This window comes from Vreelandella titanicae BH1, from assembly GCF_000336575.1.
Taxonomy (GTDB): domain Bacteria; phylum Pseudomonadota; class Gammaproteobacteria; order Pseudomonadales; family Halomonadaceae; genus Vreelandella; species Vreelandella titanicae.
In genome coordinates this window covers 243,991-260,951 of record NZ_AOPO01000005.1, presented here as the reverse complement: position 1 = coordinate 260,951, position 16,961 = coordinate 243,991, and the positions used below count along the sequence as shown (strand labels likewise).

Annotated in this window: 21 protein-coding genes; 5 read left to right on the top strand and 16 right to left on the bottom strand. The window is 53.5% G+C overall.

What is annotated here, in order from left to right; all coding sequences use genetic code 11:
• The first annotated feature begins 343 nt into the window (after nucleotides 1-343).
• The gene (locus HALTITAN_RS11995) at nucleotides 344-769 is read left to right on the top strand and encodes a PRC-barrel domain-containing protein (protein ID WP_027959780.1); all 426 of its coding nucleotides are present in this window, start codon (nucleotides 344-346) and stop codon (nucleotides 767-769) included.
• A gap of 184 nt (nucleotides 770-953) precedes the next feature.
• Here HALTITAN_RS11995 and HALTITAN_RS11990 read toward each other — a convergent pair whose 3' ends face one another.
• The gene (locus HALTITAN_RS11990; protein ID WP_027959781.1) at nucleotides 954-1,376 is read right to left on the bottom strand and encodes an OsmC family protein; all 423 of its coding nucleotides are present in this window, start codon (nucleotides 1,374-1,376) and stop codon (nucleotides 954-956) included.
• 204 nt (nucleotides 1,377-1,580) lie between these two features.
• On the opposite strand from HALTITAN_RS11990, the gene HALTITAN_RS11985 reads away from it, so the two are divergent.
• The gene (locus HALTITAN_RS11985) at nucleotides 1,581-2,486 is read left to right on the top strand and encodes a DMT family transporter (protein ID WP_027959782.1); all 906 of its coding nucleotides are present in this window, start codon (nucleotides 1,581-1,583) and stop codon (nucleotides 2,484-2,486) included.
• On the opposite strand, the gene HALTITAN_RS11980 is transcribed toward HALTITAN_RS11985, so the two are convergent.
• From HALTITAN_RS11980 to HALTITAN_RS11955, 6 genes are all read right to left on the bottom strand, one after another.
• Nucleotides 2,440-3,288, bottom strand: coding sequence for an MOSC domain-containing protein (locus HALTITAN_RS11980; protein WP_027959783.1), 849 nt, complete (start codon nucleotides 3,286-3,288; stop codon nucleotides 2,440-2,442). The two genes, HALTITAN_RS11985 and HALTITAN_RS11980, sit on opposite strands and share 47 nt — an antisense overlap.
• A gap of 71 nt (nucleotides 3,289-3,359) precedes the next feature.
• Nucleotides 3,360-4,355: a gluconate operon transcriptional repressor GntR gene (gene gntR / locus HALTITAN_RS11975; RefSeq protein WP_009287270.1), complete on the bottom strand. Its 996-nt coding sequence runs from the start codon at nucleotides 4,353-4,355 to the stop codon at nucleotides 3,360-3,362.
• 86 nt (nucleotides 4,356-4,441) lie between these two features.
• Entirely contained in the window at nucleotides 4,442-4,969 is a 528-nt protein-coding gene (locus tag HALTITAN_RS11970) for a gluconokinase (RefSeq protein ID WP_035538563.1), read from the bottom strand.
• Nucleotides 4,970-4,998: 29 nt separating this feature from the next.
• The gene (locus HALTITAN_RS11965) at nucleotides 4,999-6,279 is read right to left on the bottom strand and encodes a TRAP transporter large permease (protein WP_009287268.1); all 1,281 of its coding nucleotides are present in this window, start codon (nucleotides 6,277-6,279) and stop codon (nucleotides 4,999-5,001) included.
• 2 nt (nucleotides 6,280-6,281) lie between these two features.
• The gene (locus HALTITAN_RS11960; RefSeq protein WP_009287267.1) at nucleotides 6,282-6,875 is read right to left on the bottom strand and encodes a TRAP transporter small permease; all 594 of its coding nucleotides are present in this window, start codon (nucleotides 6,873-6,875) and stop codon (nucleotides 6,282-6,284) included.
• A gap of 70 nt (nucleotides 6,876-6,945) precedes the next feature.
• Nucleotides 6,946-8,019 (bottom strand): TRAP transporter substrate-binding protein, encoded by a 1,074-nt coding sequence (locus HALTITAN_RS11955; protein WP_009287266.1) that lies wholly within the window; start codon nucleotides 8,017-8,019, stop codon nucleotides 6,946-6,948.
• Between the two features lie 250 nt (nucleotides 8,020-8,269).
• On the opposite strand from HALTITAN_RS11955, the gene HALTITAN_RS11950 reads away from it, so the two are divergent.
• Both HALTITAN_RS11950 and HALTITAN_RS11945 read left to right on the top strand, forming a co-directional pair.
• Nucleotides 8,270-8,713, top strand: a complete 444-nt coding sequence (locus HALTITAN_RS11950) for a MarR family winged helix-turn-helix transcriptional regulator (RefSeq protein WP_022520513.1) — start codon at nucleotides 8,270-8,272, stop codon at nucleotides 8,711-8,713.
• A 118-nt stretch (nucleotides 8,714-8,831) separates the two neighbouring features.
• A complete protein-coding gene (locus tag HALTITAN_RS11945; protein ID WP_022520514.1) occupies nucleotides 8,832-9,263 on the top strand; it encodes an organic hydroperoxide resistance protein in 432 nt (143 codons plus the stop codon).
• Between the two features lie 15 nt (nucleotides 9,264-9,278).
• Here the strand turns inward: HALTITAN_RS11945 and HALTITAN_RS11940 are convergent, their stop codons facing one another.
• Nucleotides 9,279-9,974, bottom strand: coding sequence for an aspartate/glutamate racemase family protein (locus HALTITAN_RS11940; RefSeq protein WP_009287265.1), 696 nt, complete (start codon nucleotides 9,972-9,974; stop codon nucleotides 9,279-9,281).
• Nucleotides 9,975-10,078: 104 nt separating this feature from the next.
• Between HALTITAN_RS11940 and yghU the strand changes: the two genes are divergently transcribed.
• Nucleotides 10,079-10,951 carry a glutathione-dependent disulfide-bond oxidoreductase gene (yghU, locus tag HALTITAN_RS11935; RefSeq protein ID WP_039859299.1) on the top strand — a complete coding sequence of 291 codons (873 nt, stop codon included), beginning with the start codon at nucleotides 10,079-10,081 and terminating at the stop codon, nucleotides 10,949-10,951.
• Nucleotides 10,952-11,045: 94 nt separating this feature from the next.
• Here yghU and HALTITAN_RS11930 read toward each other — a convergent pair whose 3' ends face one another.
• The 8 genes from HALTITAN_RS11930 to HALTITAN_RS11895 form a co-directional block, all read right to left on the bottom strand.
• Nucleotides 11,046-11,369 (bottom strand): DUF6693 family protein, encoded by a 324-nt coding sequence (locus HALTITAN_RS11930; RefSeq protein ID WP_022520517.1) that lies wholly within the window; start codon nucleotides 11,367-11,369, stop codon nucleotides 11,046-11,048.
• A 78-nt stretch (nucleotides 11,370-11,447) separates the two neighbouring features.
• Nucleotides 11,448-11,777, bottom strand: a complete 330-nt coding sequence (locus HALTITAN_RS11925; RefSeq protein WP_027959788.1) for a hypothetical protein — start codon at nucleotides 11,775-11,777, stop codon at nucleotides 11,448-11,450.
• Nucleotides 11,778-11,832: 55 nt separating this feature from the next.
• Entirely contained in the window at nucleotides 11,833-12,822 is a 990-nt protein-coding gene (locus HALTITAN_RS11920; RefSeq protein ID WP_039859298.1) for a lipid A deacylase LpxR family protein, read from the bottom strand.
• Nucleotides 12,823-13,086: 264 nt separating this feature from the next.
• Nucleotides 13,087-13,626, bottom strand: coding sequence for a YaeQ family protein (locus HALTITAN_RS11915; protein ID WP_039859297.1), 540 nt, complete (start codon nucleotides 13,624-13,626; stop codon nucleotides 13,087-13,089).
• 69 nt (nucleotides 13,627-13,695) lie between these two features.
• Nucleotides 13,696-14,406: a glutathione S-transferase family protein gene (locus HALTITAN_RS11910; protein ID WP_039859296.1), complete on the bottom strand. Its 711-nt coding sequence runs from the start codon at nucleotides 14,404-14,406 to the stop codon at nucleotides 13,696-13,698.
• Nucleotides 14,407-14,458: 52 nt separating this feature from the next.
• Nucleotides 14,459-15,076 (bottom strand): LysE family translocator, encoded by a 618-nt coding sequence (locus HALTITAN_RS11905; protein WP_027959792.1) that lies wholly within the window; start codon nucleotides 15,074-15,076, stop codon nucleotides 14,459-14,461.
• A gap of 100 nt (nucleotides 15,077-15,176) precedes the next feature.
• A complete protein-coding gene (locus HALTITAN_RS11900; protein ID WP_027959793.1) occupies nucleotides 15,177-15,950 on the bottom strand; it encodes an enoyl-CoA hydratase-related protein in 774 nt (257 codons plus the stop codon).
• A 117-nt stretch (nucleotides 15,951-16,067) separates the two neighbouring features.
• The gene (locus HALTITAN_RS11895; protein WP_009287260.1) at nucleotides 16,068-16,916 is read right to left on the bottom strand and encodes a 3-hydroxybutyryl-CoA dehydrogenase; all 849 of its coding nucleotides are present in this window, start codon (nucleotides 16,914-16,916) and stop codon (nucleotides 16,068-16,070) included.
• Nucleotides 16,917-16,961: the final 45 nt, after the last annotated feature.

Genomic DNA, 16,961 nt, shown 5'->3' with positions numbered 1-16,961 from the left:
GAACACTGAACGAGGGCGGGTCAACTCGACAGACTGCCGCACGACGGCGCGGTGTAGGCCCATGAGGGCGGAACAGCAGCGGTTATGTTACTTAAAAGTTTCACTTGAAAGGTTGTATTTTTGAACACAGCGACTAATCTGATAGTCGTCTTGGCGCAGTGAAGCGCAAGATAGCGTCAATTATCCTAGTGCATTAAATAACCAGGGTAATTAACACACTTAGGAATAATAGTATCGGCGTTGCTATCGCTTATTTTAGACGAAGCCAATACCGCCACTATTGATTTATTCGGGTTGTTACGCGGAGTCGTTAAGCCCAATAAAATCGCAAGGAGCAAGCAAAATGAAAACGATCAAACCCGCTATTCTAGGTACGCTCATGGTTCCGGCCTTTATGTTTGCCGCTGGCAGTGTAAATGCTGAAGAGAGTACCACCATGGAAGCAACTTACCTGACGGAAACGCCAGAAAACACTTTCCATGCTGACGCTTTAACCGGCAACCAAGTCAAAAGCAGCGTCGAAGATGACGAAGATATCGGCACCATCACTGATCTGGTAATCGGTGAAGACGGCCAAATCAATGCTGTTGTTGTTGGCGTTGGTGGCTTCTTAGGTATGGGCGAGAAAAACGTCGCTATTGAATGGGACTCGCTTGAGCTGACCAAAAACGAAGATGACGATGATTATGTCATTACCGTTAATGCGTCAGAAGATGCGCTAGAAGCAGCTGAAGAGTACAATCGCAACGAAGACGAAGACAACAAATAAGCACCAGTCAGCAAATAAAAGCCTTGGCAATTGCCAAGGCTTTTTTAATGCCTATAACTTAAAAAAATACCTAAGAGGCTAAAATTAGTTTAGTCAACAAAATGGCTCGCGCACACTGTTTATACGCGAGCCATCTCTATTAAAAAACTATCTTCTTATAAGCAAATCACAGTCTAAAAAAAATTTAGGCCTTCAGTTTAGCCGTCATGCTAATATCCGCATTAAGTACTTTGGAAACTGGGCAATTCGCTTTAGCCGTTTCCGCTGCTTCCTGGAATGCGGCGTCGTCAGCGCCACTGATCTCAGCCTCCACGTCCAGGTGAATTTTCGAGATACTGAACCCAGCATCGCTTTGGGAAAGAGTCACTTTGGCGCTGGTTTCGATGGCGTCAGCGGTATAGCCTTTCTCGCCCAAAATCATTGAGAGCGCCATTGAGAAACAGCTGGCGTGCGCTGCGCCAATCAGCTCTTCGGGGTTGGTACCTTTTTCATCTTCAAAGCGCTTGCTGAAGGAGTACTTGGCATCTAAAACGCCACTTTCGGTTGAAACGGTGCCTTTACCATCCTTGAGACCACCTTCCCAACGTGCGCTAGCTTTACGATCCATGAACAACTCCTTGTGTGTGCGATTATGCATAGACATGTTATCAGACAAGGCCTAACGGCAGTTGCCGCTCGACCACCTAACCAGCGTAGCTGATTTTCTCCTGTTCTGCCGAACCCGTGCTTCAATCACTTCCATCCCCTTCTATTCGGCCTTAAGCTAGTTAGCTACCTAACTGGATCACCTCTTGAACGTTAAGGACTCGCCATGTCGTCGGCTGATGCGCTGCGCTTGCTACTGCTCTCTTCGCTATGGGGCCTGTCATTTATCTTTATGCGCGTGGCCGCCCCCGAATTCGGTGCAGTGCCTTTAGTGCTGGTGCGCATGGGCATTGGCGCGCTGCTATTGATGCCGCTGCTGATCAGCCTGCACTACCTGAGACTCATCTGGCAGCATAAGGGGCCGCTGCTGTTTTTAGGGGTAGTCAATCACGTACTGCCTTTTTCACTGCTGGCACTTGCCACCACGCGCCTTGAAGCGGGCTTTACCTCGCTGATTAATGCCACCACGCCGATTTTCACTGCACTAATTGGTGCGCTATTCTTCGCTACCGCGATACAGCGCCAGCAGTACCTAGGACTTGCCTTGGCACTCCTGGGTGTTTATGTGCTCTCTGCCGATCGGCTCGATTTTGCCCTGGGCGGCGACGGCTGGTTCATTTTGGCCGTTTTAGGCGCCACGTTTTGCTACGGTATTGCGGGCAACTACTCAAAAACACGCCTTGGCCATCTACCAACCCGTGTGCTGGCCGCAGGCAGCAGCGCCATGTCGGCGCTGGTGCTGATGATTCCCGGCATATTGCTGTGGCCAAGCGAACCCATTAGCCCACTGGCGTGGGGCAATGCCTTGGCCTTGGCTGCGCTTAGCACCACGCTGGCTTTTCTGCTCTACTTTGGCTTACTCGCCAGCGCGGGCGCTACTGCCACCTCAACGGTCACTTTTCTGGTGCCGGTGAGCGCGCTGATATGGGGCTATCTGCTGCTTGGCGAAACGCTCAACCTTCAGATTATCGCCGGTATGGTGATAACCCTTATCGGCACGGCGATTGCCACTAAGCTGCTGCGCATTAAGCGTCGCGAGTCGCCGCCGCCAGTCTATCCCCCACACGAATAACGCTGCCTGCGCCTTCAAGCAGCGTGGCATTTTGGCCAAAATGCGCGCCTTTAAGGTTGGGTTGCGTATTGAGTTCAATCAAGGTTTTTAGCGGTTCAGCAGGGGCAGGCACTGCCGCCGTATGCTGATCGATGGTGGTGATTTTGCAGCGCTTACAGGGCTTACGTAACGCTAGCTGAAAGGTGCCGTTTTGCTGAGTCAACGTTGCCCAGCGATCTTCCGCCCACGCCTCGTCACTCTCTACGACGATATTAGGCCGAAAGCGGTTCATGGGCACAGGAGCATGCCCGCCTGCCACTAACGCTTGATTTAGAGCGTCTAACGACCCCGTAGTGGCAACCAAAAAAGGGTAACCGTCGGAAAAGTAGGTATGCGCCGCCCCGCCATCAAGGAAATCCTCTTCAACGGCACGGGTAAACTCGGTAGCAAAGCGCACCATGCTAAACCCCTGAACCTGCTCGCCTAGGGCGGCGACCAACCAGCGCGATACTTCATCGCTCTCCGGCAGAGCTTTGCAGTGGTCATTCCACACGCTGACCAGGCGCAAATTTCCCTCTGGCTCGGCCAGCGGTACGCTCATAGGCTCGACGTTAGGATGCGACAGCACCAAGTGCTCATCGGTCAGCGCGACCTCAACGGTGGCAAGCGCCGGGAGTTGGCGCTGGGTCACAAAACGCTGCTGCGCGTCTACCAGCATCCAGCGGCGATCCCAGGCTAGCCCGTGCTCTTGCAGCTCGCTTTGAGTCACGCTGATACCTTTTAGCGATTTGACGGGGTAAATATTGAGTTGAGTAATCTGCACGACGGCCTCGCGACAAAAGTAAAAGGCTACTTTAGTCATTTACGCCGCTAACGGCTACTTGATAACGCGCTCTATAAGGTCATCCCCACTTCAATACGATAGCCCAAATCAACCACTTTTTGGGTCTGCTTCTCACCGCGAAGCCGCGCTAATAGCTCCCCCGCAGCTGCTTCACCGATGGCCTGACGGGGGGTGACCACACTGGCTAGGCGTGGTGTCATTACATGGCCTACATCGTGGCCGTGGAAGCCCGCCAGCGCCATCTGCCCTGGTACGTCAATGCCCCGCCGCTGACACTCGAAATATGCCCCAACCGCGACGTCATCGTTGGTGCAGAACAGACCATCCGCCGTGGAGTAGTCAGTGATCACCTGTTGCAGCAGCGCCGCTCCCACACTGTAAGAGGAGCGCTGGGTGCTCTGCAGGGTAACGGGCGTCAAGCCGTGCTCTTCCATGGCACGGCGGTAGCCCTGTTCGCGCTGGCGAGTACGCTCATCCAAACGTACCGCCAGATATATCACCTGGCGCCGACCCCGTAAGATCATCTCGCTGACCATGTCGTAGGCGGCTTGAACGTTGTCGTAGCCCACCGCCTGTTGTAGCGGGGGGCGGTGGGTGTCCATGATTTCCACAATTGGAATACCGGCGGTTTCCAGCATTCGCAGGCTGCGCGAAGTATGGTCACGATCTGACAGAATAATGCCGTCGACATTATAGGAGAGCAACGAGGCCAGGCTGCGTTCTTCAAGCTCGGGGCTATAGCCATAGTGAGAAAGCATCAGGTGATACCCCGCCGGCTCCGTCAGCGTTTCGATACCGAGGATAACATCGGCGAATACCTGGTTGGTAAGCGATGGTACCAGCACCCCGATAGAGTGGCTGGTCGATCTGGAAAGCAGATCCGGCGCACGGTTGGGAATATAACCAATCTGTTCGGCAATCGAGAAGATGCGTTCGCGCAGGCCTTCCGAGACCGTTTCAGGGTCACGTAGGCAGCGGCTTACCGTCATTTTGGTAGCCCCTACGTGGTCGGCAATATCCTGCAGGGTGGGACGTTTTTTCTTCAAAAAGTAACTGCCTTATTCAAGGTGTAAGCATTGAGGTCTTCCCTAAAGCTGACCCCAATGCTTATTTTTCCTTTAACTTACTTCCTTTAAATGGGCGAGCGGCTGGGCGTCGGTAGCGTGGCAGCAAATTGCGTAATGATCGCTTGGGGCGATAAGGCAATCGAGGCATTGAAGGCCTCCTCTTCACTGGGCGGTTCCAGGTCGGCCAGTTGACTGGCTAACATGGTATCGCCTTTGAAGAAGTGTCCAGCCCGGGTTTCAAGCCGTTCAAGCAGTAGCTCCCGGCTGCCCTCTAAATAGAGAATCTGCAGCGCTGGGTCGCCTTGCCGCAGCCGATCACGGTAGCGCTGTTTTAATCCGGAGCAGGCAATCACCAGTGACTCCCCCCTTGCCCGATACTCGGCAAACAGCGCCGCCAAGGTGTCCAACCACTCACTCCGATCATCGTCGTTGAGCGGCTTGCCACTGGCCATTTTGGCCACGTTGGCGGGTGAGTGATAGTCATCACCATCGATAAACGTGGCACCCAGAGTCAACGCCAACTGGTGACCAATGTGCGACTTTCCGGAGCCGGACACGCCCATCACCAAAATACGATGCGAGTGGGTCTTCACTGCGGCTCTCCTATTCATTACCAAGAACCTTAATTGCCGCGCACGGCGGTAAGATCAGGCAGCCAAGTCACGATGCCAGGGAAAGCGATCAGAATTACCAGCACGACTAAGAGCGCCACATAGTAAGGCAGCATGGCTTTGACTAACGACTCCATGGAGACTTTACCCACACCACAACCTACGTAAAGGCAGGTACCTACCGGCGGGGTTAGCAGCCCAATGCCCAATACAAACGCCATCAGTACGCCAAAGTAAGCGGCATCAACACCTACCGAAGTCACGATCGGTGCCAGCATGGGCGCCATGATGACCATGGCCGGCGTTAAGTCCATTACGAAACCTACCAACAGCAGCAAAGTCGCCACAATCAGCAGCAGCATAAACGGATCTTGAGTGATCGCTTGCACTTGGCTGACCAGGGTTTGTGGCACCATATTGATGGTAAGGAACCAAGCAATAACCGTCGCAAACGCTAGCAGCATCATCACCATGCCGGTCAAACGAGCAGTGCGAATCAGCATACCGCCGAGCTCTTTGATCTTGAACTCACGGTAAACCACCAGCGAAATAGCCAGCGCATAAAGCAGCGCCGCCACGGCCGCTTCGGTGGCGGTAAATACGCCGCCAATAATACCGCCAATCACGATGACCGGCAGAACAAGTGCAAGCCAAGCATCTTTGAAGGCTTTCCAGAGACGATCCCAGCGGAACTGCTGCACGCCGCCGCCATCCTTTTTGGCAAGAATATAGGTGGTCACCATCAGCGCAAAGCCAATCAACAGCCCTGGAATGATACCGGCTATAAACAGGCGGCTAATCGAGGTTTCAGTGACGATGCCGTACAGAATCAGCGGGATGGAGGGCGGAATAATAATTCCGATCACCGACGACACGGTATTGATTGCGGTAGCATTAGCTGCGGTGTAGCCCTGCTCTTTCATAGAGGGAATCATCATCGCACCAGTAGCGGCCGTATCGGCCACCGCTGACCCACTGATGCCGCCAAAGAACATCGAACCGGTAATGGCAACCTGCCCTAGCCCGCCGCGCATAAAGCCGACCATAGCGCCAGCCAGTTCCATCAAGCGACGAGCAATACCGCCATTACTCATCACCTCACCGACTAAAATAAAGAACGGAATGGCGAGCAGCGGAAAGCTGTTCACCCCACGAATCGACTGCTCGATCATAATCGACAGCGGAATATCTGAGAGTACCGCCATGACCAGCGCCGCCACGCCTAAACCAAAGGCAATGGGCAGCCCAATAACGATAGAGACCAATAAAATGGCCAGGAAAATCCATAGCATGATTAGCGCTCCCGCTCAGAGTGGCGAATAACGTTAAGGCTGACCCACATTCGCCACACCGCTACCACCGCAATAAAGATGACACACAGCACCAGAGAAAGGCTGATAAAACTCAATGGCACATCCATAATCGCTGAGCGCCCGCTTGAACGCGACAGCACTTGGTAGCCACCCCAAATCATTACCACCATTAGGCCGGTAATAATTAGGTGCTGCAGTAAATAGAGCATGTGTGCCAAGCGCAGCGGCAAGCGCCGTACTAAGGCATCAACGGCAATGTGCTCGTAACGGGAAAACGCCGCAGCGGCCCCGATAAACACCAGCCATATAAACAGCATGCGCGCCAGCTCATCGGCCCAGGGCAGTGAGTAATTAAACAGCGCGCGCCCTACCACGTTGCAAGAAACGGACACAATCAACGCCACTAAAATAACGCCGATAAGATACTCCATACCTAAGGTTAGCCAGCGGAACAGTGCAGGGCCTTGGCGGGTATCGGTATCGATTTCCAGCAACTTGCGATTGGGGTCATCCAGATACACCGATGGATCTTCAATCGGCGTGGGGGTATTTGGGGGTGTAGAGGAGAGTGACATAGGAGCTCCAGAAGCACTGACACGTTGGGCAGGCTCGATGGCCTGCCCAACGGTGCGCTAAACGTAAGGTTTAGTTGCTGCTCTCTTCAACGATCTTTTGAATGTCGGCGATCAGGTCTTCGCCAATACGCGGCGCCCACTCTTCATAAACCGGTTGAACGGCATCTTGGAACGCGGCTAACTGCTCGTCGTCCAGGCGAGTAATTTCCATTCCTCGCTCTGCTAGCTGATCCCGAGACCAGTCATCATACTCAGCAGACAGCTGAATTTCATATTCAGCGGACTGGCGAGCGGCTTCCAGCACCAACTCTTGATACTCAGGCGCCATGCGATCCCAAGTACGCTCGGAAAGCATCATGATAAAGGGAGTATAGACGTGGCGTGTTTCAGTGCCATAGTCCTGCACTTCGTTGAAGTTAGAGGTCAGGATGGTGCTCCAGGGGTTTTCCTGACCATCAACCACGCCCTGTTCCATGGCGGAGAACAGCTCACCAAAGGCCATTGGCGTGGGGTTGGCACCTAAGGCTTCCCAAATCGCTAGGTGTACCGGGTTTTCCATGGTACGAACGCTTAAACCGCGCACATCTAGACCTGCAACGTCATCAGGACTAGCCACCGGTCGAGCGCTGTTCGAAAGCTGACGATAGCCATTTTCAGAGAAAGCGAGTGCTTTCAGACCGGTGCCTTCAAAGGCGTCCAGCATGTCCTGGGCAACATCGCTCTGCATGACCGCTACAGCGGCTTCACGACTAGGTAGCAGGAAGGGCAGATCAAAAGCGGCCAGTTCTTCAACGTAACCAGTGGTGGCTGAGCTCGACGGATAGGTCATATCCAGCGTACCGGTTTGCAGCATCTCCATCATTTGAACGTCGTCGCCTAACTGACTGTTAGGGAAAACGTTAACAGTGATGCGGCCGTCGGTGCGCTGCTCCAGAATCTCACCAAAGTATTGGCTGGATAGGTACTGCGGAGAGCTTTCCGCCAGGCCGATCCCCATGCGCAAAGTATGCGAGCCGTGGTCGCCGACTACCTCGCCTTCAATTTCAGGCGGATCAGAGAGCTCCGGGCTTTGGGCATGGGCCATACCAAATGTCAGGGTGGTCGCGCCGACTAAGGTCAGCGTGTTGCGCCAAATAGAGGTCATAGCGTTGTCTCCAAATACTCATTGTTGTTAATGACTGGGTTGTTAATAGCTGAGTCGTTAATAGCGATGTTGTTAATGGCCGATTCAATGAACGGCAATTTGTTACCGGTAACATTGAGTATGCGAAGGCTAGCTACCCGCCTTGTGCGTGTCAAAACAAAACTGCCAACTTACGACCAACGTCTAGGGATAGCCACTAACTGCTTCCCGCGCTACATTAGGCGATGTATTTCGGATCGGAACCATACTTGTGCAACCATCTTGTAGCGAATTAGAGCTCGATCACCAACTTTGCTTTGCGCTCTATTCAACCTCGTTGATGATGACCAAAGTTTATAAACCCTTGCTCAAAAAGCTGGGACTTACTTACCCGCAATACCTGGCGATGCTAGTGCTGTGGCAAAACGATGGCATCACGGTAGGCACAATGAGTAAGCGCCTACTAACCGATCCTGGCTCACTGACGCCACTGCTCAAGCGCCTTGAAGCCGATCAGTTGTTGAATCGCAAACGCAGCCACGAAGACGAACGCGTGGTCGAGCTTTATCTCACTGAAAAAGGCAAAGCGTTGCGCGAACAGGCGTGCCATATTCCAAGCTGTGTGGTGCATGCCAGCGAGCAATCGATCGAGGCACTGACCACGCTGAAAGAGGACTTAGTGCGGCTGCGTGATAGCCTGCAAAAGAACCAATAGCCTTCGCTTTCTAGCGCAGGGCATAGAGATTTATTTACCATTTATATTGCGCGCAAAATAAAGCTGCGCTAAGTTAATAGCGCAGATTCATAATGAAAACACCGACAGGAGATACAGAATGACGACCACTATTGAAAACGTTGTTTATCGTGCCCACGCCACCGCTACTGGCGGCCGTGAAGGTCAGGCCAAATCGTCCGATGGCGCGCTGGATGTTAAACTCAGCACGCCCAAAGAGCTGGGCGGCGCAGGCGGTGATGGCACCAATCCTGAGCAGCTATTTGCTGCTGGCTACTCGGCCTGCTTTTTAGGTGCGCTTAAGCATGTCGCTGGCCAGGAGAAAGTAAAGCTTCCTCAGGATACGAAAATTGATGGCCACGTAGGTATCGGCGCCATTCCTACCGGCTTTGGCATCGAAGTCGAGCTAAAAATCAGTCTGCCCGGCCTTGAGCAAGACGTTGCCCAGCAGTTGGTCGAGAAAGCCCATGTTGTCTGCCCCTACTCCAATGCCACCCGTGGCAATATTAATGTCACCCTGACACTGGTCTAAGCGTCGTTACCTAGATTAATCATTTAGTGCCCACGCCACCGCTCTCTGGGCATGCAGAGCGGTGGTGTCGTAAAGGGGTACCTTGGTATCACGCTGGCCCACCAGCATGGCGATTTCAGTACAGCCTAAAATCACCGCCTGGGCGCCATGAGCATGCAGGGAGTCAATGATTGCCAAGTAGCGCTGCCGCGATACATCTTTTATACGGCCCTGGCAGAGTTCATCAAAGATCACCCGATGAATAGTGTCGCGCTCAGACTGATCGGGCACCACGACTTCAATACCGAACTGCTTTTCTAAGCGGCCAATATAAAAGTCCTGCTCCATGGTAAAGCGCGTACCCAATAGGCCAACGCGAGTGATTCCGTCGGCGGTGAGCTGTTCAGCCGTGGCATCGGCAATATGCAGCAGCGGAATAGTCACTGCCTGCTCAATAGCGGGCGCCACTTTATGCATGGTGTTGGTGGCAATCAGCAGGCAGTCGGCACCCGCGCGCTCGACGCTTTGGGCAGCGCTGGCCAGCAATTCACCAGCAGCGTGCCAATCGCCCTGCTGCTGGAGCGCTTCAATTTCGGCAAAATCGACGCTAACCATCACGATCTTAGCCGAATGGAAGCCACCTAGCGCTGCTTTTACGCCCTCATTTAAGGCTCGGTAGTAGCCTTGGGTAGATTCCCAACTCATACCGCCTAGCACACCAATAACACGCATCCGCCACCTCTTTGAGAAAATGCACTACTTTATTATCAGGCTAAGCACTAGCTAACCCTTGTAGCCGCTTTGTCACCGATAGAATATTTATAGCGAGGAAACTAATGAGCGACAACACCTATACTCCCCCGAGCGTTTGGAAGTGGGAACCTGGCAACGGCGGTAAATTTGCCAATATCAATCGCCCAATCGCAGGCCCTACCCATGACAAGGCGCTGCCGGTAGGCAAACACCCTCTTCAGCTCTACTCCCTTGCCACACCCAACGGTGTCAAAGTCACCGTGATGCTGGAAGAGCTGCTGGAGAAAGGCGTAGCAGGCACCGAGTACGACGCTTATCTGATTCAAATTGGCGAAGGCGGTCAGTTCAGCAGCGGCTTTGTCGAGGTGAACCCCAACTCCAAAATTCCCGCACTGATGGATCACTCTACCAATCCCCCCCAGCGGGTGTTTGAGTCTGGCGCAATCCTGCTCTATTTGGCTGAAAAATTTGGCGAGTTCTTACCCAGCGACCCGGCGAAACGCACCGAGTGTCTCTCCTGGCTGTTCTGGCAAATGGGCAGCGCACCGATGTTAGGCGGTGGCTTTGGCCACTTTTACGCTTACGCACCGGAAAAGTATCAGTACCCGATTGACCGCTACACCATGGAAGTAAAACGCCAGCTTGATGTGCTTGACCGCCACTTGGCGGAAAACCGCTTTATGGCGGGTGATGAGTACACCATTGCCGATATGGCGATTCACCCCTGGTATGGCGCACTAGTGAAAAATCGCGTTTACGAAGCGGCTGAATTCTTGGAAGCCCATACCTACAAGAACGTTCTGCGCTGGACAGAAGAGATTGATGAACGTCCCGCCGTTAAACGTGGCCGTATGGTCAACCGCTCTTTTGGCGAGCCGCACGAGCAGTTGCATGAACGTCATGATGCCAGCGACTTTGAGCTTCGCACACAAGATAAGCTGGCTGATAGCGAGTAATTAGTCACCCAAAAAAGGGCCTACGCTTGAACTCTCAGCGTAGGCCCCGGTGCAGCATCAATACTCCAAGCCGAGTTCTGTTTAACGAGAAAAACTAAACTGACTCAATCCGCGAGTTATTCAACGCGTAATTCCAAACTCGATAGAAGTAGAAAATATACCCTAAACCAAAGGTGACCAGCGAAATCAACATCCATAGGATGATATGGCCGATATTGCTGAACAGGTTGATATCGCAAACCATTTTTCGCTCGACGCCAGTGCTGGCATCAACTAGCGATGTGCGATTGATGACAAACCGCGCAAACGAATAGGGAAAGAAAAATAACGCTATGCCAAACGTGATAATACTCAACACCACCCAGACAAGTAGATGGCCAATGATATCTAAAATGGAGAGGTCTGCTTTGATCTTCACAGGTTGCCCTTAGTATGCGTGGAAAGCGGCAGAGAGTAACACCGCAAGCCCCAACCGTGAATTATAAATTAATATAAATTAGGGAAGCTGTCGTTTACTCTCCCACCACTCGGCATAGGAACTGTTATGGGGCGCCAAACCGCCTTCATCGGGGGCGTCATCATCCCACCATACCGGGCCACGCTCTCCGAGGGCTTCTTTGGCGTTCTGCACCATGTTGCGGGCTTGGCGAAGCGCATCTTCATCGTCTTGCTGCTGGGCTGTCCTAACCGCCCGGCGGGCTTTCATCAATGCTTTGATATGGGTTCGCTTTTCGTCTTCATCTAAACGCGGGTCAGTGCAGCGCCAAAGCCGATTTTTGGCGACAAAATAGCGTCCATCGGGAGTGTGAGGATACTTGTTAGCCATAAGCAATACTCCTTTCCCGTTGGGCGCTTCTACTCACCTCATTTCACCTAACCGTTTAGAAGCGCTTAGATAGCGTGATAGAGCCGAATTTATCCTGCTCTTCCTGGCCGTCAAATTCACGTGAGCGCTGAACTGCCGCGTAAGTGACTTGCCAATCTTCCCAGGCCAGCGCCAGCCCTGCTGATACGTCGCCTACCCACTCTTTGCGATCAACCGAGTGGCTATTTCTAAACGTATTGCCGTCAAGCGTCAGGTTTTGCGCCATGTAGTAACCGTCTACGCTGGCAAACAGGTACCACTGCCACCCCTCTTTACCGGTCATGTGGTAGCGGCTACCAGGGCTTGGCGTTAGCGTAGGAATGCTAGGCGCCTCATCACCCCAGCGAACGCTATACCCGGCGCTTGCATAGGTGTAAAGGTTGCCCAAAGCGGCGCTAACGCTGGGGCCATGGACAAACTGCTTACCCATCAAAGGGGAGCTATACCACCACTGGCGACGCATGGCGACGTTGACGATGGCTTCATCGCCAAGCTGGTTATCCCAACCGCTGGGGCGGTCGCTTTCGGTGATGCGGTGCACTTCACGTTGAATGCTATCGGCAAGCGACGAAGGCCCTACCAAACCAATATCCAGGTGCAGGTCAGTCGCTTGGCGCCAATTGCCCATGGGCACGTCTTCGTAAAGTGAGATACCGCCGTAAACAATCCCAGCGTAGGGACGATCATCTTCAATCAGTCCACGCTGCTCAATATTGTTTGGCGTATAAATCTGATGCACCAAACGAAAAGCTGCCATATCAGCGCTGCCAATAAGGCTGTCGGGCAAAGCGGTAGCCAAGCGTTGCGTCCAGCTTTGTGCTTCAGGCTGAAACGTCCAATTGAGCTCAAAGCCACTGGTAAAGTGGCCATCATCGCTGCTGGCCATGCCATCATTTGCGTGCTTAATCGAGAGGACACTATCGTCGGCTTGTGCCAGCGTTGACAGCAGGGTTACTACAGCCACTAGCGGTAGCAGCTGCCATCGTAGAGGGGGGGTATCTTTCATTGCTCGTTCCTTGAGATTGTCCTGGGGAGTGTTTTTTGGGGCTGTGTTTTGAGGCCACTTTTGAAGAACATCAACAAACATTGTTGATTGTATGTAATTGTGCAAAAAGATAGCAAGCATACTTTTACTGTCTTCTACAGAAAAGAGCTAAGTCACTAACATCAAAGGGTGGCTTGTAGGCCACCCCTTCTGCTGTCATTTGTTTAGATTTATTAGCGTAGTCGACTAGAGTAAAGTTGGTAGGCTAATGACTTAGTTGAATCACTATCTGTCGCGCAGAAGCCACTGCGGAGTGATTTCATGTTGGCCGTTTTCATCGGTAATAAACAGCGATCCTTCGCTGATCATTACTGCCCAGTTAATCGCCCGAGGCAGGTCTTTAGCGATAATCGCTAGGGCCTCTTGTGGCAGCCCCGCCACATGCACATTTTTCAGTGATGCCACGCTGGGCAACACTTTACTCTCCCATTGATCTACCCGGCCGTAAGCAAGTAGCGACACGCGCTCTGCCCTACGTGAGCACCAGGTAATCCGCTCGGCATCGGGCAAACCCACTTCGATCCAGTGCAGTAGGCGACCGTCTAGGCTTTTCTCCCACAGTGCCGGTTCATCTACATCTGAAAGCCCACGCCCGAAGGCCAGCGTCTCGCTGTACCACAACACATAAGCAAGCAAGCGCGCGGTCATGCGCTCTTCGGTCTCTGACGGATGGCGAGCCACGGTAAAGCGCAGCGTTTCATACACCCCGCGATCCAGATCGGTCAGATTGATATCAACTTTGTAGGGCGTTGCGCTAAGAGCCATGAAAATGTCCAAACGAAATTTGCGTCAGTGTACCCGATGCCGGGTGTCCCTGGTGAATAGTCTGACAGGTCAAGCTTTGCGGTAATCGGCCGTTACGCTGCCGTTTTTCAGCGTATCGGCCTCGTGCATGGGCTCATGCCATGGCTCTTCGAGCGCGGCTTGATACCACGCTTGCATTGCTGGCAGCGCTAGCAAGCGCTCGACATATGCCTGGGATTTTTCATGAATCGGCAGGTTGAATGTCTGCACGCGAAACGCCACAGGCGCATAAAACGCATCTACTGCTGAGAAGTGCTCACCCGCTAAAAACGGCCCGCCAAAGCGCTTAATCCCCTGCTGCCATAGCGCATCCAAGCGTGCCACATCGGCCTTAAGATTGGCCGATAAGCTATTCAATTCCACCCGCATACCGCAGTTCATTGGACACTCGTCGCGCAGGGCGCTAAAGCCGCTGTGCATCTCTGCTGTGGCTGAGCGCGCCCAAGCGCGGGCGGTTTTATCACTCGGCCAAACATTAGCGTGCTGCTCGGCCAGATACTCGATAATCGCCAGGGAGTCCCACACCGCCTGCTCGCCTTCATCCGCCACATCCGCCACATCCACCAAGCAGGGCACCAAACCTGAAGGTGAGAAGCGAATGAAGGTGGCATGGCTTGCACCCAAACCACCCTCGAACGGCATCAGGTGTTCGTTAAACGGAATCTCCAGCGCTTTCATCAGCACCCAAGGGCGCAGCGACCAAGAAGAGTAATTCTTGTTGGCAATATAGAGATCAAACATGCAGCGCTCCTTATGTGGGAAATCGAATTAGCCGATCAATTAGGCAGCCACCTTAACGTGCTGCCTGAGCCAGTGTATTACCGCCTAATCCCATTAATACGCCACCGCCAATGCGCTGTATGAGCTGGGAGGAGCCATGGGATTTTTTTAGCCACTCACGCAACGGGCTGGCCAGCAGCACCACAACAACATCCGCTGATGAGAACAGCACATTAGTGGCGATACCTAACCAGAGCAGTTGCCACGCTACCGGCATAGCGCTCTCGGGCTGCACAAATTGAGGCAGAAACGCGACAAAGAAAAGCGCGGTTTTAGGGTTGAGCACCTCCACCAAAAAACTGTCGCGAAGCACGCGTTTAGTGGTTGCCAGCGGCACCTCATCATTATGGGCACGAATGCCCTGCTGCCATAGCCTCAGCCCCATCCAGAGTAAATAAAGCCCACCGATGATTTTCATGGCGATATAAGCAGGCGGAATCGCTGCAAACAGCAGCGCCAAGCCCAATGCGGCCGCCACCACATGAACGTAGCAGCCCATATGCACACCCATGACCGCTAACCATCCTGCTCGTCGGCCGCGCCCCAGGGTTTGCGCTGCGGTATACAGCATTGCAGGCCCAGGGAGATAGGCGAAACCCAGCGCGGCGAGGATGAATGCGGCCCATTGCATATTGGCGATTCTCTTGAAGGTAATGGTTAGGTTTCGAGAATAAAACGGGGGTGACGTAAGCGCCACCCCCTAAATAAGTAAAGCTGGAATGAGGCGTGGTTTAGAAGTTAGGTTTACGCTTTTCAACAAAGGCTGACATGCCCTCTTTCTGCTCGTCACCGGCAAAGCAGAAGGCGAACAAGCTGGTTTCCAGTGCCAGTGCACTATCCAGATCCTGATCCATTCCATCGTGAACGGCCTGCTTGGCACCACGCACTGATTGCGGGCCGTTGCCTTTGAGTTGCTTGGTAAGCTCCTCAGCGTAGCTTTCCAACTCCGCTTGCGGCATCACGCGATTGACTAGGCCGATACGCAGCGCCTCTTGGGCATCGATTTTGCGCCCGGTAGTCACCAGGTCAATCGCCATGGCAGGGCCAACGCGACGTGGTAGGCGCTGGGTGCCGCCAAAGCCGGGGATGACGCCCAGCAGTACTTCAGGCTGGCCGAATACGGCGTTGTCACTGGCTACGGCCCAGTCGCAGGCCAGCGCCAATTCGCAGCCGCCGCCAAGGCAAAACCCGTTCACCAGCGCGACCACCGGCACGGGGAGAGTCTCTAGGCGTTTAATAGTACGCAGCGCTTGGCTGGCGAAAGCTCGCGCTTCTTCGGGCGTTTTTTCACGCATTTCAGTGATATCAGCACCCGCGACGAAAGACTTCTCGCCCGCACCGGTAATCAGCACGGCGCGCAGGTTCGGGTGAGCCTCAAGCTCTACTAAGTGCGCTTCCAGTGCGGCAAGCACTTCGCTGTTTAACGCATTCAGTGCTTTGGGACGATTGATGGTCAGACGCACCATCCCATCGTTATCAACCTTTTCGATCACTGCTTCGCTCATGGCGGACTCCTTATTTGATTTGTTATGGAACATTAAAGTGAACACCACTCAACCCTAGCGAACGCTTGGTTGAGTGGCAATCACTTCTTTACACCGCACTCTTCCCTTCAGTACAAGCTAATCGTAAGAGTAGAAGCCGCGCCCACTTTTACGGCCTAGGTAGCCCGCTGCGACCATGCGCTTAAGCAGTGGGCAAGGACGGTATTTGGGGTCGCCAAAGCCCTCTTGAAGCACGTCCATAATCGCCAGGCACACATCCAGCCCGATTAAATCCGCCAGTGCCAGCGGCCCCATGGGGTGAGCCGCGCCTAGTTTCATGGCGTTATCAATCGCTTCGGGGGTCGCGGTGCCCTCCTGAACAATAAACGCCGCTTCGTTGATCATCGGTACCAGCAGGCGATTCACTGCAAAGCCCGGCGCGTCACCTATCGGTACAGCGGTTTTCCCCAGCGCCTTAGCGAGGGTTTCAACCTCGGCTACGGTAGCGTCTGAGGTTTGCTCGGCGCGAATCACCTCCACCAACTTGAGCACTGGCACCGGGTTAAAGAAGTGCATGCCCACCACCCGCTCGGGGTGCTCGCATACTGCTGCCAAGCGGGTAAGCGATAGCGACGAGGTGTTGGAGGCCAAAATCGCGGTACTGCTTAAGCGGCTTAGGTCGCGAAACAGCCTCTCTTTGAGCTCAGGCTGTTCAGGGGCGGCTTCAATAATCACCGCGCAGTCGCTCAAAGTATCCAGCGTGGTAGTGATGGAAAGACGCTCCAAGGCTGCGGTTTTATCTGCCTCGCTGATCTTTTCTTTCGCCACCAGCTTGGCTAAGCCTTTGTCGATATTCGCCTTGGCGCGGCTTAACGGTTCCTCAGCCACATCGTAAAGGTGCACCTGATAGCCACTGACAGCCACTACTTGGGCAATTCCCTGCCCCATGGTACCGGCTCCTACAACGCCAATAAGTTGGTCGCTCATGCACGCTCTCCTCTATCTATTATCACCACTATCTATTATTACCAC

Bases quoted from the DNA above. Each gene is read 5' to 3' on its own strand.
- HALTITAN_RS11940 (WP_009287265.1), bottom strand. From the start codon at position 9,974: ATGCGTGTTATTGGTGTGCTAGGCGGTATGAGTTGGGAATCTACCCAA.
- HALTITAN_RS11945 (WP_022520514.1), top strand. From the start codon at position 8,832: ATGACGACCACTATTGAAAACGTTGTTTATCGTGCCCACGCCACCGCT.
- HALTITAN_RS11925 (WP_027959788.1), bottom strand. From the start codon at position 11,777: ATGGCTAACAAGTATCCTCACACTCCCGATGGACGCTATTTTGTCGCC.
- HALTITAN_RS11895 (WP_009287260.1), bottom strand. From the start codon at position 16,916: ATGAGCGACCAACTTATTGGCGTTGTAGGAGCCGGTACCATGGGGCAG.
- HALTITAN_RS11915 (WP_039859297.1), bottom strand. From the start codon at position 13,626: ATGGCTCTTAGCGCAACGCCCTACAAAGTTGATATCAATCTGACCGAT.
- HALTITAN_RS11990 (WP_027959781.1), bottom strand. From the start codon at position 1,376: ATGGATCGTAAAGCTAGCGCACGTTGGGAAGGTGGTCTCAAGGATGGT.
- HALTITAN_RS11900 (WP_027959793.1), bottom strand. From the start codon at position 15,950: ATGAGCGAAGCAGTGATCGAAAAGGTTGATAACGATGGGATGGTGCGT.
- HALTITAN_RS11920 (WP_039859298.1), bottom strand. From the start codon at position 12,822: ATGAAAGATACCCCCCCTCTACGATGGCAGCTGCTACCGCTAGTGGCT.
- HALTITAN_RS11910 (WP_039859296.1), bottom strand. From the start codon at position 14,406: ATGTTTGATCTCTATATTGCCAACAAGAATTACTCTTCTTGGTCGCTG.
- HALTITAN_RS11955 (WP_009287266.1), bottom strand. From the start codon at position 8,019: ATGACCTCTATTTGGCGCAACACGCTGACCTTAGTCGGCGCGACCACC.
- yghU (WP_039859299.1), top strand. From the start codon at position 10,079: ATGAGCGACAACACCTATACTCCCCCGAGCGTTTGGAAGTGGGAACCT.
- HALTITAN_RS11995 (WP_027959780.1), top strand. From the start codon at position 344: ATGAAAACGATCAAACCCGCTATTCTAGGTACGCTCATGGTTCCGGCC.
- HALTITAN_RS11960 (WP_009287267.1), bottom strand. From the start codon at position 6,875: ATGTCACTCTCCTCTACACCCCCAAATACCCCCACGCCGATTGAAGAT.
- HALTITAN_RS11905 (WP_027959792.1), bottom strand. From the start codon at position 15,076: ATGCAATGGGCCGCATTCATCCTCGCCGCGCTGGGTTTCGCCTATCTC.
- HALTITAN_RS11965 (WP_009287268.1), bottom strand. From the start codon at position 6,279: ATGCTATGGATTTTCCTGGCCATTTTATTGGTCTCTATCGTTATTGGG.
- HALTITAN_RS11985 (WP_027959782.1), top strand. From the start codon at position 1,581: ATGTCGTCGGCTGATGCGCTGCGCTTGCTACTGCTCTCTTCGCTATGG.